Below are 13,118 nucleotides of genomic sequence, written 5' to 3'. Positions count from 1 at the left end.
TGTCCCCGAGTCTGTCCCCGGCCCCGTTAGGTAGGTGGACACGAAGGAGACGTGATGCAGCGGGAGCGTGTGCAGGACCAGTACCCATGGACGTGGGAGCTCCCCCTGGTCGTGATCTGTGCGGTGCTCCTCCTGGGAGCGACGGTGTGCCAGTTGGGGCGGTCGCTGGCGAACTGGTTCGCCGGCGGTGGGTGGTGGTGGCCGGCCTACGACAAGTGGGTGACCAGCGTCCCAGGCGTGATAGCCGGTGACGCCGCCGCCGGGCTGCCGCACGTCCACCAGGTGGCTGGCGCCGAGGCCGTGTGGGCGTGGCTGGCCGTCGTCGGCCTGCTCACGGTCACAGCGTCCACCCTCGCCTGCGTTTGGGGGTGGCGCCGGTGGGGGCCAGGGCGGATGCGCGGCATGGCGACGGTCACCGAAGCCCACGAGCTCCTCGGTGAGGATCGGCTGTGGAAGGTGCGACACGTGGTGCGTCCGGACCTGTTCCCCGCAGGCAGAAAGGCCAACCGATGAACGCCGCTCAAGCCGTCGAGCCCCCAACCAACCGGGCCAAGCGCTTCGATCCCGCCCAAGTGGGCTGGCGCATCGGAGCCGGTCACCAACCGAGGTCCGGTGAGCTGTGGTGCCCCTGGGACCGGACCGCGGGCATCATCGGCCCCCAGGGTTCGGGCAAGACGCTGGACCTGCTGACGCCGGCGCTCATCAGTGCCCCTGGCGCTGCAATGGTCACGCTCACCAAACCCGACGACCTACTTCTGTCGCTGCCTGAGCGCTCCAAGAGCGGCCGGCCCTGCGTGGTGCTGGACCCGTTCGGTCTCGTCCCCGGCCTGCCCGAGCTTGTTTGGGACCCGATCGCCGGGTGTGTCGACCGCATGGTGTCGGAACGCCGCGCAAAGGCGTTCACAGCAGGGACCATCCATGGGACGAGCCACGGGTCGGGGGACGCCGCAGCGCGGTTCTACGCCGCCGAAGCCGCGAAGGTGCTGATGGCGTACTTCCACGCAGCCGCGCTTACCGGCAAGACCCTGGATGACCTGCTGGGGTGGGTGGCCAAACCGTTATCGACTTCGCAGCCCGAGGAGATTTTGCGCCGCCACCCTCATTCCGATCCCTTGTGGGCCGGGCTCCTGCAGGGGGCGCTGCGCGGTGACGAACGCACGAGCGCGAACACCATCACAACCGTCCAACAGGCCATGTCGCTGTTCTTCCAGGACGACATCCGACGCCGCTGCGTGCCAACGGAGGGGCGACCGGCCTCCAACGTCGCCGAAGTGCTTCGCAACCGGGGGACCATCTACCTACTCGGTCGCGAGGACCCGTACGCGTCGGCGTCCCCATTGATGACCGCCGTCGCCGAGCACATCCTCGATACCGCAATCCAGCAGGCAAACGGCAGCCAGTTCGGACGCCTGTGCCCACCCATGCTGGCCTGCCTGGACGAGCTGCCCTCCACTGCTCCGTTGCCCACGCTCCGGACGCGGATGGCGAACGAGCGGGCCCTCGGCCTGTCGTTCATCTACGCGGCCCAGACGTTCCGCCAGTTGGCAGCGATCTTCGGCGAACAGGAGGCCCGCGCCCTCGTGGGGCTCACGAACGTTCTCGTGTGGTTCGGCGGCTCGAAGGACGTGTCGTTCAATCAAGAGGTGTCCGACCTGGTCGGCCGCGTCCGGGTGCCTCGTTCGTCGTGGCAGATGGGAGGTGGACGGGCACGCACGATCCACTCCGAGGAGATCCCGATCCTGCGCCCCGAAGAGTTGCGGCAGCTGCCCGACAAGCAGGCATTGGTCATCGCAGAGAATGCCAGACCGATCATCGCCCGGCTGCATCGGTGCATCGAGGGACGCGATGGCCGACGGCTGCTGGCCCAACAGCGAGCGCTTCGGGAGGAGCTTGCCGCGGGACGTGCCGGCGGCCGCGACGTCGAGGCCCGCACCGCCGCCGCCCTCGTGGAAGCGCAAAGTCATGGTTGGTGAGCAGGCGACCCAAGCAGGCGCTCTAGTGATGGGCTTCCCGGCGCCGGGTAGTCGGGTCCAGAAGGCGTACCACGATCTGTGGGACGCCCAGAATGGCAGCGAGGAGCGCAAGAAGAAGTTGGGCAACCCCGCCAACCTCCCGCGCCCGTGGGACCCGGCCACGTGCCTGGAGCGGGGTCTTCGGTGGGAGGTCTGGCTGTGGCTCGACCAGGTGGTGGAGTGGATCAACACCGAGTACGTGTGGGAGGGCTCGGGAGGCGGGTGCATCCCTCACTGCTGGCCGCTGCATCCACACCTGGTCCACGAGTTGGCCGTGGTGGCCGACCAACGCCGCCGCGCCGGCCACGCGCCGACGTCGGACGTCCTCGAGAATTGGCACCGCTACGTTCTGCCCGGCTTCATCGATCGGATGCGGCAGCGGCTCAAGCAGTCCTGCGACGACGAGCACCAGCCTTGGCCCAGCCGCAGCCGCTACACCCGCCACACGGGCGAAGAGGCGTCTGCCCGGCGACTCCGAGCGTTCGAGGTTGACCTCGTCGCACTCGTCCACGACCAGGACGTTCGGCTCTCCCGACACCAACTCACTCTCCTGGATGGCGGTGATGTGATCGACCCGTCCACCGGCGAGGTCCTCTAGCCTCGACGGTCAGCACTCGCCTGGTTGCGACTGCCGCCTCTCACCCGAGCATCGCGATAGCCGCCAACGCCCCAAGGGCCAGCCAGGGACCGAACGGGAAGGCGGTGCGGCGGCGGCGGAACGGGGTGGCCAGGATCGCCGCGACGCAGGCGATCAGGAACGCCCACCACGCGACGGTAAGGCTGACCGATGCGGTTGCGGCGCCAATGATCGGAATGTACTTGCCATCACCCCATCCGAAACCGCCGGGCTGAGCCCGGTCGAGGATCCAGAAGACGACGAACGCCACCAACCCGCCGATGGCGGCTTGGATGGCGATGTTGAGGTCGCCAGCGATGAGGGCGGCGGCTCCCACCCCCACCGCCACAAGGACGCCGTGGACGGCGAGAAGGCGGTTGGGCAGTCGGCGGACGTCGAGGTCGATCGCAGACAACCATGGACCGAACCAAGCGAGCGGCAGTGTGGGTAGGAGCAGCGGCCAGCGCTCAACTCCGAAGCGCCACGCGAGGAGTCCACTGCCAGCTGCAACCGTGACGGGGATCCACCAGCGGGGGCCGGGAGGAGTCTGGCCAGCCTCGTCATCGTGACGGTAGTTGAGCGTGGCGACTCGCCACCTGATGGCTAGGCCGATGACGGCGCCGAGAAGGGTGAGTGCCGCGATGAGGCTCAGGTCTGCGCGAGTCATCGCTGGGACCCGTGTTCCTGCTGGTGCCTATAGAAGGTGGCTCGGCTCCACCCCACCAGCTGCGCGGCGTCGGCGGCGGTCATGCCGCCGGCACGCGCATCCTCGACCGCGCGGATCTTGCCTCGAATCTCCGAGGGATCGAGCGGCGGTCGGCCGACTCTCGTGCCCGTCTTTCGAGAAGACGCCAAGCCCGCCGCGATCCGCTCGCTGGCCAGGTGTCGTTCGTATGGAGTGAGTCTCACGAGGAGTTCCACCATGAGGCGTCCGGTTGCGGTGCGCGAGTCGATGCCATCCTGCACGGAGAGGAGGTAGAGGCCACGCTCGACCATCATGGTCACGGTTTCCAGAACCTCGCTGAGCGATCGGCCAAGGCGGTCAATCCTCCACACGGCAACGGTGTCTCCCTCCTGTGCGTACTCCAGGAGGCGTCGCATGCCGGCACCATCCGAAGCGTCGTTTCCACCGGGGGTCTCGTCGGAAAAGACGCTGTGAGGCTCGACCCCGACCGCCGTCAGCGCCTCGACCTGGATCTGGGCGCTCTGTGCGGTTGTACTGACGCGTGTGTAGAGCAGGAACCGCATGTCTCACAGTGTCTCAAAAAACCTTCGGCTCCTGATGCGACACGCCGCCCGGGGTGCGTCACGACGGTTCGCTGCGTTCTGTTCGCCTCTTCAAAGGGTTCTTCTCGCTGGCACGCATGACCGTTGCCATGCTCCTGGATGCGCTGACGCCTGGACGCGAGTGACCGGCAGGTCGTCGACGGCCCCGCCCAAACCGCTAGGCGAGGCCGCCGACTCATGTGTTAGCGCGTTGAGTCGATCACCACTCCAAGCCCAAGGACTCGGGGTCTAGGTCGTTCATGGTCGCGGACTTGGTGATCGTGTCGCCCTCTGCCCACACGTAGTACTCCGCAGCCCATCCAGCAGTGGCTAGCTCCTTGGCCCAGCCGAACTCACGACCTCCGAAGTCGTAGACGTCGTACATCGTCGTGCGGTACCGCAGCTGTACGGGGCGATCGCCGCTGGAGTCGGCCGGCCCGACCCACAAGTCACCTGACACGTTGAACGAGAAGTGGCCCAAGGCGAAGTGCCAGTCATTCAAGCCGTTGGCGTCGTAACCCTGCCAGCCGCTCGAAAAGGGGATCACCTTCGACTGGTCGCTCGGGACGGTTGCCGCTTCAGCCTTGGCCTCGGCGACCTTCGTCCGGAGCCAGTACTCGTAGCTCGCCCAAAGCGGCCGCTCCTCCCAGATGAGGTCCCCAATGTTGAGCCTGTAGTCAGCCCCTGTGGCCTTCAGGTAGTGCTTGCCCATGTCGTAGCACACCATCCACTGGCGGACGCCGCAGCTGGCGATCAAGTCCTTGAACCTCGATAGATTCGCCGGGGGCGTCGCCTGGGGCGGGGCGACGGGGTCGGGATGCTCGGCATTGGAGAGCAGTTCGGGAAACACCACGTCCCCCTGCGGCTGAGGATCGAGCGCCGGCGCCGCAACTTGGGCGGGAGCATTGGCATCGACGCCCAGGATGGAGAAGGTCACCTGGTTCCCTTCGGAGGTCGTCGCGGTGACCTGCCACGTGGATCCGGCGTCGACTGGATCGCACTGCCAACTCATGCTGAGTCCGCCGCTCCAGTCCGCCGTCCCCGGAAGGAGTCCGCCGACATCTGGGGAGCTGAAGGTGATCCAAGCGCCCGGTGTTGCACCTGAGAGGCGCCCAAACGATCTGGCTTGGCCGTCGCAAGCGAAGGCGTATCCCGGCTGGTCGGCCTGGAACACGGTGTCGGCGCGGGCTTCTGCGTGGACGAGGAAGGGGAGTGCCAGCCCGACGAGCGCGGGGAGGATGAACAGGCGAATCTTCACAGTGGGCTCCAGTTCGATGGATTCGGCTGTGCGGACTACGCCGCCAGCTTGTGCGATGGGGCACGCGGCCACGTAGGCCGTGTTGAGGCAGCTCGATGCGAGGGTCGAGCTTCGCGTATGAGTCCGGTGTTCAGTCCATTGCGCCTGCATCAACATCATCGTCGGTGCATTACCCTGTCGCCAAATGCAGGCAGCTCCGGCGGTGGTGCAGAATAATGCACAAGAGAGGAGGCGTCACCGTGGCGAACAGGGATCCTGGGTGGCGCACGTTCAGCGATGAGCTCAAGCGAGCCATGGCGCTCAACCGGGTGTCCGTGGAGGACCTGGCGTACGACCTCGGCCAGCGCGTGGGCTCGACGGTCTCGCGGGACAAGGTGGTCGCTTGGAGAGCGACCAGGTCAACGCCACCCCTGGCGTATCTCCCGCACATCGCGGACTTGACTCGAATGGGCGCTCAAGGAACGGTCCCGGGATCACCCTCGCTGTACCTGGCGGAGCGCATGGGGATCATCGGGTCATCGCCGGACAGCAGCCTCCTCATCGACGCGGCATATCGCCTGCAGAAGTTGGAGGCGAAGATTCTCGATTCCCAGATGCGGGTCGCTCGGGCAGATCGCTCGGACAGCCTTCAGGAATTGATCCAAGCGGTACTGAGCAGCCAGGGCTGGTCTGTCAACATCATGGCGGAAGTGGTCGAGTTGGCGGAGGGCTGTGAGTTCCATGTTGCCGACCGGCTTGACTTGCGGGGCCCCTCACGGAGTGGCACGCAAGTGGACGAGGTCCTTCAGGTTGACCAACTGCGCCGCGCGCTCCGAGGGAGCTACGCGGCACTGGTAGACCCCCGGATAGATCCCGTGGGCGAGCCCTCGGAATCGCAAGCGACGAGATGGCGCATTCCACGGTTGGGCCGCCCCACCTCTCCTCAGGTGTCTCGGCCCTATCCGCGGTTGCGGAGTGTAGCGGTCACAAGTGTCACGGGGCAGGCCCAGCCCGACGTGGTGGCCGCCTTGCTCGCGCTGTCGCTCGGTTATGGCCTTACGACGACCAACAACTTGGCCATGACCGAGATCGGGTTTCATCCTGCCGCAGCCCTACCAAAGGAGCGCTGGTCGATCCACCAGCGACTGCTTCACGAACCCCCGAAGCGTCGGACTTGGAGTCACTATGGGATGTTGGATGAGGAACCCCTACTCCGGTCCGGCAGGGTCCCGCGCCACACCTTCGTGGTCTGGCTCCGGGAGTCCGATGCGCTCCTCCAACGCGCCCGACCCGACGCGGACGAGGTCGTGGCAGCCAAGAATCAACGCGCTGTGATGAAGTCGCTCCTACGCGACGCTCCCCCGAACGTTCTGATGGTCGATTTGGATGACCACGACGACCCCCATTTGCGTTTTCAGGCTTCAGCCACGGCGGCGGTCAGAATCGTGCAAACACTGATCGAGCGCGGCTATGTCTCGGAGGAATTGCTCAAGCAGGTGTGGCCCTCAGTCGTAGACGTGCACCGAGAGATGGGCGATGCGTGGATCGCGTGGCTGCGGGGCAACCTCTCCCTTTAGCCACTTGCCGTCAAGAGTCATTCGGTCGCCGGATGAGCACCGCGTGCCAGTGAGCGGAGAGCTATGAACTAGCTCGCTCACCAAGTGATAGCGCCGCGGTCTTGGTTCGGTCGGTTGCTTGGCTGGGGGTCCGCAAGCGTCGCCTCCGCTGCCTTGCCACTGGGGTCTTCGGTGAAGGGCTCGCCATTCGTGAGTAGCTCCAACCGGCCAGCGAGGTCTTGGGCCGGCGTGTCTGGGTTGAGGGGTCCATCTTCGAGGGCCACCGTGATGGCGTCTGGCACGTCCGCTCGGCGGGCTTGCGCGTCGTGCAGCGCGGATGCAAGTGCCCGCCAGTCCGGATCTGTGACGAGGCGCGGGTCGATTCGGCTGGCGAGCGCCTCCCAGCGGCGTGCGCTCGCGGCCGCCGTGAGTCGGTCCCGGACCTGTGCGGTGAGGCCGAGTTGCTGGTCGGCGACGTGGGTTGGGTCGTTGTTCCAGGCCCGGATGAACGCCGAGACGCTGGAGCGGACGACGTCGGCGTCGACGCCGACCCTCTCCGCCACGGTGTGGACGGCGCGCTCCCACGCGTCGACGGGTTGGGCGGCGATGACGGGCGCTGCTGCGAGGGCCGCTTCGACGGGGGGCAGGTTGGCAAGGCGCTCGTCGATGAGGACGCCGGCCAGTGGCCGAGCCTGGTCGAGGGCATCGACCAGGTTCTTGGCGCTGCCGGTGGCAACGAGTTCGGCGGGATCGGAGCCGTCAGGCAGGGCCGCATAACGGGGCTGGAGGAGTTGCGGGGTGAGGATCCAGTAGTCCCGCTGTGCGGCCACCTGGCCGGCGACATCGGCGTCCGTGGCGATGATCGGGTCGACGCCGTAGCCGCGGAGTTGGGTGGCTTGTTCGCTGGTCAGGTTGGTGCCGAGCGGTGCGACGCCGACGTAGCGGCCCTCGCTGGCGAGCGTGACGGCAATGGCGTCGGCGGGGCCCTCGACGACGACCGGGATGCCGCCGGCGTCCAGATAGCGTCCACCGGCGACGAACAGCTGCGCCCGCTTGTGGAACAGCAGCGTCTCGGCGGTGTTGAGGTACTTCGGTCCGGCGTGGTCAAGATCGGTGGCGTCGGGGTGGCGGCGTCCGACGAACCCGAGCACCTGCTCGTCGTGGACGATGGGGAAGACCGCGCGGTCGCGGAACCGGTCGATAAGGCGTCCGGTCGAGGCGGTGACGGCCAGTCCCGAAGCGAGCAACTCGTCGCCGGTAACGCCGAGGCGGTGGAGGTGGGTGACCAGGCTGGTCCAGCCGGTTGGGGCGTAGCCGGGGCGGATTTCTGGGTCGTCGGTGATGTCAGTTCCGAAGCGTCCGGTCAGGTAGGGCTGGGCCCACGAGCCGGGATAGCAGTCCTGGTAGTACTCCAGCGCGAGTTCGTGGACGGCCGCGAGGCGTTCGGGGGTGTGGGGGCTGGCGCGCCAGGCGTCGGCGCGGTCAAGTTGGGCGTTCAGGTCCGCGGAAGAGATCTCAGGCGGCGTCATCACCCGGCGCTCGAGGGCCTCGAACGTGAAGGCCAGGTTCGGTTCGACCTGGTCGATCTGGTGGTCCTCCGCTGTCCCGCTGGCTGCGTCACCGAGATCGGCGTGCGCCGTCCAGTGCTCGTCCGGGGCGGCATCGGCGGGGTCGGGGGGCAGGTCGTCACTGTCGGGGAGGGGGTCGAGCAGAACGCTGGTTCGCCACACGAGGGCCTGGCAGTCGTCGATGTCAACTGCACCCCCGGGCGTGCTGATCAGGTCGGTCAGCTGCCAGCCGCGAGCGAGTGCCTGCTCGACAGAGACGACGAGCGCCGGCCACCACGGCGAGGCCTGCAAGGTGGCTGCCCGTTCGCGGCCGACGTTCTGCTCGAGATCAGCCAGCCAACTGGTGGTGACGGCGCTGTGCTGGTCGGCGAGCTGGGTTGCGACGGCGGGGGTGAGGTGCCGGCAGATCCGCCACCACAAGGCTGACGCCGCGTGGTCGTCAGGGAGCTGGCCCTCCCTCGTCGCGGCCTGGAGGAGACGGTGGGCGTCCAGGCCGACGCCGGAGATCTGCGCGAGCCGATGCGCCAGTACGGGCAGGTAGGGGTCCCGGTCTGCGGCGGGCGCGAGTTCGTGAAGCAGCGGCGTCCATTCGGCGACGGCGGGGGCGAGGTGGTCGATGATGCGCCGGTCGAGGCGGGCCTGCCAGCGGGCCTCGACGGCCGAGAACTGCCGTTCGCCGGTGGGCCGGGTATCGGTGGGGGGAGTCCCGTGCGCGGCGCGCCACACGGTGAGGTCGGCGACGGTGGCGGCGTCCGGGCGGAAGCTGCCCGCCGGCGCCCACGCCGGGAGCTGGGTGGAGGCCAGCGCGTGGTTGCGCACCTGGTCGGCGAGGGCGACGACGAGTGCGTGACGCCGCTGCAGGTAGTCGCCCCAGTCGTGGTGGTGGGCGAGACTAGCCGGAAGCGCGGGCAGCCACGGGAGGGGTCCGGGCTGGGTGTTGCGTCCGGTGGCGGGTTCGAAACGCCAGTCGAGGACGGCGGCCGGGTCGGCGGCGCTTCCCAGTTCACGGGCCTGGACTGCTTCGGTGAGCGCCTGCACGGGGTCGGTTCCGGACGCCGCGATCAGGAGCAGATGGGCGCGGAGCGTGGGCCACGTCGGGGCGTCGGGGAGTCCGTCGACGAGGTCGTCGGCGGTCTGTTCGAGGCGCTGGACGAGGTCGGCGCCTGCCGTCTGTTCGGCGGAGTAGCCGAGGGCGTCGCTGTAGCGGGCGACGGCGTCCGCGAGTCGGTTGGCCGGGTCGGCGAGGGTGCGTGCGGTCGTGGTGGCGGAGGTGTTGTCCTCGTCACGGGCGAGGATGCGTTCGAGAACGTCGGTCGCGGTCGGCGGGATGATCGCCTCGGGCCGGATGAGGGAGTGGGCGTCGCCGTCACCGACGACTTCGAGGTGGACGTGGTTGGCGTACCGGCCCCGCGTGAGCATGGTGTATAGCTGCTGGCGGGTCTCCGCGCCGGTGGCGATGCCATGAAGGACGTCGGCGGTGACGCCCTGGGCGCCGTGGATGGTGCAGGCGTAGCCGAGTTCGACGGAATCGTTGACGTAGGCGGTGGGAAGGATCACGGTCTGCCGGTTGGTCTGGTGGATCGCGCGGAGGTCGCCGTTGGTGGCGATGGCGGTGATGGTCCAGCGGTCGCCGTTGCGGACCCAGTCGGTGCCCGTGGTGCGCAGCCTTCGGTCGTTCTGCCGCGTGATGATCACATCACCTATCGCGGCGTCGCTGCCGTCGGCGAGGGCGACGCTGCGGGTGGGCTGGACGCCGTCGCGGAGGTGGGCTTGGGCGCGGGCGTTGAGTTCGGCGACCAGCGTCCGGGTGGGGGCGACCATGAGGGCGTCCGCGCCGGTCTGGCGGGCGGTGAGCCAGGAGTCGAAGACCTGGTCGGCGCAGGTGCCGAGGTCGCCGACGTGGACGCGGTGGTTGTCGAGGTAGAAGCCGAGCGCTTCGGGGTCGCCGGCGCGGAGGGCGAGGCTGGCGGCGCCTTCGGCGGGGTCCGCGAAGCGGACGAGCTCGTTGAGCTGGACGGCACCGTGCTGGGCCTGGATGTCGCGGAGGAGGCCGCCGGCGCCGATGGCGGCGAGTTGCTGGTCGTCGCCGATGAGGCGCACCGATCCGCCGCGGTCGAGGACGAACTCGACGACCTGGTCGAGCGAGAGGGTGTCGGCCATGCCGGCCTCGTCGATGATGACCAGGCTCGTCGGCCCGATGTGCTCGGCCCACTCGGGGAGCGGTCGCCGGTGGTTGAGGGCGTGGGTGAGCAGGGCCATTGTGTCGGCGTGGGTGTCGATCTGGGCTCCCAGTTGGGCGGCCGCGGCGGCCGACGTGGCGAGCCCGACGACGGTGCCGCCGCCGTTGCGCCACGCGGTGGCGAGGGCGCGCATGGCGGTGGTCTTGCCGGAGCCGGCGGGGGCTATGGCGAGCTGGAGGCGGGCGCCGCTGGTGGCCATCTCGCGGACGAGTGCGACCTGGCCGGGGTTGAGCGGGGTGCGGTTCGCGGCCGCCTCGATGAGGGCGACCTCGACGGCCGGGGTGGGGACTTGGTGGCCGCCGCGGCGTCCGGCTGCGTCGAGGAGGCGGTGTTCGGCGGCGACGATCCGGCGGGAGGTGTGCCAGGTGGCGCGTGCGACGGTGTAGACGCTGTCGCCGTCGGAGCGGCGCAGCGCGGCGGGTTCAGCGATTCCGTCTGCGGGGGCCTGCAGGGCGACGGAGTGCCGGGTGAGGGCGGCGTGGGTGAGCCGTGCGACGACGTCGTCGACCCGGCGGCGGGGCACATTGGCGGCCCGGACGATCCGCAGCGCTTCGGCGCGGACGTGCCAGTCCTGCCAGGTGGAGCGCGAGGCTTCCATGGTCGAGACGATCTGCGCGGACTGGGTGCGCACCCAGCCGCGGGTAACGAAGACCGGATGCCGCAACTGCCGGGCAGTGAGGGTCGCGGTGAGCATCGAGCCGACGCCTCCGGCGCCGCCGAGGACGGCTTCGGCTTCGGCGCGCCAGGTGGCGCGTTGTTCGGCGAGGGTGCGGGGTTCGTGTTTGGCCTGGCGGGTCTCGAGGTTGGCCTGCTGCGCCAGGGCGCGGGCCTCGACCATGGTCGGGGGGCGGTGGTGCTCGCACTGGAAGGCGGCCGTCAGCTCGGTCTGGCGGTGCTCGATGGATGCCCGGCGCTGCGACCAGCGGGCGTTCAGCGCCGGGTCGACGCCGACCAGTTCGCGGACCGGTCGCTTGCCGGGGTCGGTGGACGGGCGTTCGGCGAACCGGACGGGGAGTGCTTCGGAGAGTCGGCGTTCCAGGGCGGTGTTGTAGACCTCGGAGGCGGCGACGATGGCCTTGAACAGGAGGCGTCCGTCGATGGAGAGCCAGCGGCCGTCGAGGGTCTGGACCTTGTTCGCGACGGGGACGTGGGTGTGCAGGTCGGGGTCGCCGGCGCGGCTGTCGCGGTGGGTGAACCGGGCGGCGACCAGTCCGGTCACGTCGACCTGGCGGACGCCGTTGTGGCCGGTGCGCGTATAGAGGGCGTGGGTCTCGATGAACCGCAGCGCATCACCGATCGCGGCGAGGTGGGCGCGTTCGATGGTGGCCGCGGTGGCGGGTTCGGCGAGCGCCCACAACGTCGAGACGCTCTTGACGGGGGAGAAGGTGAGGTCGTAGCCGGCGACGGCGGTGGTCTGGGGGCGGGACGCTGTGGCGATCAGCCCGGCGAGTTCGCGGGCGTCGACGGGGTCGCGTCCGAAGGTGGCCCGGAACGTCTCGCGTCCGACCTGGGTGCGGATGGCGGCGCGAACCTGAGCGGGGACCGGCGCGTCGTGCGGTGCGCCGGTCTGGGTGTTGTAGGTGGCGAAGCGCTTGGCAACCTCGATGCGGAACTCGGGCATGTCGTGGGCATAGACCTTGAACGGCTGCCCCAGCCGGATCGCATCGCGCGCCTGGGCGGCGGTGGCGTCCGGCGGGAGGGCTTCGCCGCGTTGCCGGGCGAGGGGGTGGTGCCCAGAGCCGAACAAGAACCTCATCTGCTCGGCGGTGACCGGGTCGCCGGCGTCCAGACCCTCGATGCCCGTCATCCCGGAGCCGACCCACACGCCCGGGGTCTCGCCCTTCTGCGTGTAGTAGGACGCCAGCCCGGTGTGCCCCTTCTCGGTGGAGTCCATCGCAGCCACCTGCCGGGTCAGGTACTCGTACCCGTCCCCGGCGGTCAGCTTGTGCAGACTCATCACACCCGCCTAACGGGCGCGCCGATGCCTCGGCGGACAGCGTCCTCCTGCACCTTCGGACGCGAAAGGGTTGCTAGCGGCGCGAATGCCGCTTGACTAGGGCAAACCGGTGATGCAACAGGTGTGCGGGTCTCGAGGTTGAGGGGTTATGGGGGGTGGACGGGGCTTGTTGTCGTCGTCGGCGGACGGATGCGGGCATGGTGATCGGACGCTGGAGCGCGGTCGGTAGGAGACCGCGGCTCGGAGGGGGTCGACGGCGTCGAGCGAGCTCTGAGGGGTTGGATGCTTCAGGCGGGCGCGGTGCGGTCCTTAGCCTGAATCCGTGGACCGGTGGGTGGTGGTGCGGCGGGTCGGAGTGTGAGAGTGCCTTCTGAGTAGGGATAATCGGGAGTGTTGACGTCCTGATCTACCGCACACAAAAGGCACTGATAGTGAAGCTACACCATGTTTGGAGCAAGGCCACCCCGATCTTCGATGATGAGAACCTGATCTCGTGTGCTGGGTTGGTGCCGGTGGTGAGTTTGGCGGAGCAAACAGGCTTGTCAGAACTGGTTGCCGAGAAGGTACGGTTCAAGACCTGCCGGGTGAAATCGGCCGGGTCGAACCCGGCTGGGAAGGTCGGCTCCATTGTTGCGGGGATGGCGGCCGGCGCGGACTGCATCGATG

General features: G+C 68.6%; 8 protein-coding genes and 1 pseudogene. 5 read left to right on the top strand and 4 right to left on the bottom strand.

Going from position 1 to position 13,118, the window contains the following annotated elements:
* Window positions 1-54: 54 nt before the first annotated feature.
* The 3 genes from BUC15_RS00055 to BUC15_RS00045 are packed head-to-tail and all read left to right on the top strand — an operon-like array spanning window position 55 to window position 2,610.
* Window positions 55-513: a hypothetical protein gene (locus BUC15_RS00055; protein ID WP_073185193.1), complete on the top strand. Its 459-nt coding sequence runs from the start codon at window positions 55-57 to the stop codon at window positions 511-513.
* Window positions 510-1,973 carry a type IV secretory system conjugative DNA transfer family protein gene (locus BUC15_RS00050; RefSeq protein WP_073185192.1) on the top strand — a complete coding sequence of 488 codons (1,464 nt, stop codon included), beginning with the start codon at window positions 510-512 and terminating at the stop codon, window positions 1,971-1,973. Before BUC15_RS00055 ends, BUC15_RS00050 begins: the two co-directional genes overlap by 4 nt.
* Entirely contained in the window at window positions 1,963-2,610 is a 648-nt protein-coding gene (locus BUC15_RS00045) for a hypothetical protein (RefSeq protein WP_073185191.1), read from the top strand. Before BUC15_RS00050 ends, BUC15_RS00045 begins: the two co-directional genes overlap by 11 nt.
* Window positions 2,611-2,650: 40 nt before the next feature.
* Here the strand turns inward: BUC15_RS00045 and BUC15_RS00040 are convergent, their stop codons facing one another.
* The 3 genes from BUC15_RS00040 to BUC15_RS00030 form a co-directional block, all read right to left on the bottom strand.
* Window positions 2,651-3,295, bottom strand: coding sequence for a prepilin peptidase (locus BUC15_RS00040; RefSeq protein WP_073185189.1), 645 nt, complete (start codon window positions 3,293-3,295; stop codon window positions 2,651-2,653).
* Entirely contained in the window at window positions 3,292-3,876 is a 585-nt protein-coding gene (locus BUC15_RS00035; RefSeq protein ID WP_073185188.1) for a recombinase family protein, read from the bottom strand. The genes BUC15_RS00040 and BUC15_RS00035 overlap by 4 nt, the downstream gene beginning before the upstream one ends.
* 238 nt (window positions 3,877-4,114) lie before the next feature.
* Window positions 4,115-5,152, bottom strand: a complete 1,038-nt coding sequence (locus BUC15_RS00030) for a hypothetical protein (protein ID WP_139280028.1) — start codon at window positions 5,150-5,152, stop codon at window positions 4,115-4,117.
* A gap of 239 nt (window positions 5,153-5,391) precedes the next feature.
* On the opposite strand from BUC15_RS00030, the gene BUC15_RS00025 reads away from it, so the two are divergent.
* On the top strand, window positions 5,392-6,708 hold the full coding sequence (locus BUC15_RS00025; protein WP_073185184.1) for a hypothetical protein: 1,317 nt from the start codon (window positions 5,392-5,394) through the stop codon (window positions 6,706-6,708).
* A gap of 77 nt (window positions 6,709-6,785) precedes the next feature.
* Here BUC15_RS00025 and mobF read toward each other — a convergent pair whose 3' ends face one another.
* A complete protein-coding gene (gene mobF, locus BUC15_RS00020; protein WP_073185182.1) occupies window positions 6,786-12,452 on the bottom strand; it encodes a MobF family relaxase in 5,667 nt (1,888 codons plus the stop codon).
* 431 nt (window positions 12,453-12,883) lie between these two features.
* Here mobF and BUC15_RS00015 point away from each other — a divergent pair.
* Window positions 12,884-13,118, top strand: a pseudogene (locus BUC15_RS00015) (IS1380 family transposase); the annotation flags it as partial.

It is taken from the genome of Tessaracoccus bendigoensis DSM 12906 (assembly GCF_900141915.1).
In the GTDB taxonomy this organism is placed as follows: domain Bacteria; phylum Actinomycetota; class Actinomycetes; order Propionibacteriales; family Propionibacteriaceae; genus Arachnia; species Arachnia bendigoensis.
The sequence above is the reverse complement of the archived record's forward strand: the minus strand, read 5'-3'. Positions and strand labels throughout refer to the sequence as shown.

Bases quoted from the DNA above. Each gene is read 5' to 3' on its own strand.
- BUC15_RS00055 (WP_073185193.1), top strand. From the start codon at position 55: ATGCAGCGGGAGCGTGTGCAGGACCAGTACCCATGGACGTGGGAGCTC.
- BUC15_RS00050 (WP_073185192.1), top strand. From the start codon at position 510: ATGAACGCCGCTCAAGCCGTCGAGCCCCCAACCAACCGGGCCAAGCGC.
- BUC15_RS00045 (WP_073185191.1), top strand. From the start codon at position 1,963: ATGGTTGGTGAGCAGGCGACCCAAGCAGGCGCTCTAGTGATGGGCTTC.
- BUC15_RS00040 (WP_073185189.1), bottom strand. From the start codon at position 3,295: ATGACTCGCGCAGACCTGAGCCTCATCGCGGCACTCACCCTTCTCGGC.
- BUC15_RS00035 (WP_073185188.1), bottom strand. From the start codon at position 3,876: ATGCGGTTCCTGCTCTACACACGCGTCAGTACAACCGCACAGAGCGCC.
- mobF (WP_073185182.1), bottom strand. From the start codon at position 12,452: ATGAGTCTGCACAAGCTGACCGCCGGGGACGGGTACGAGTACCTGACC.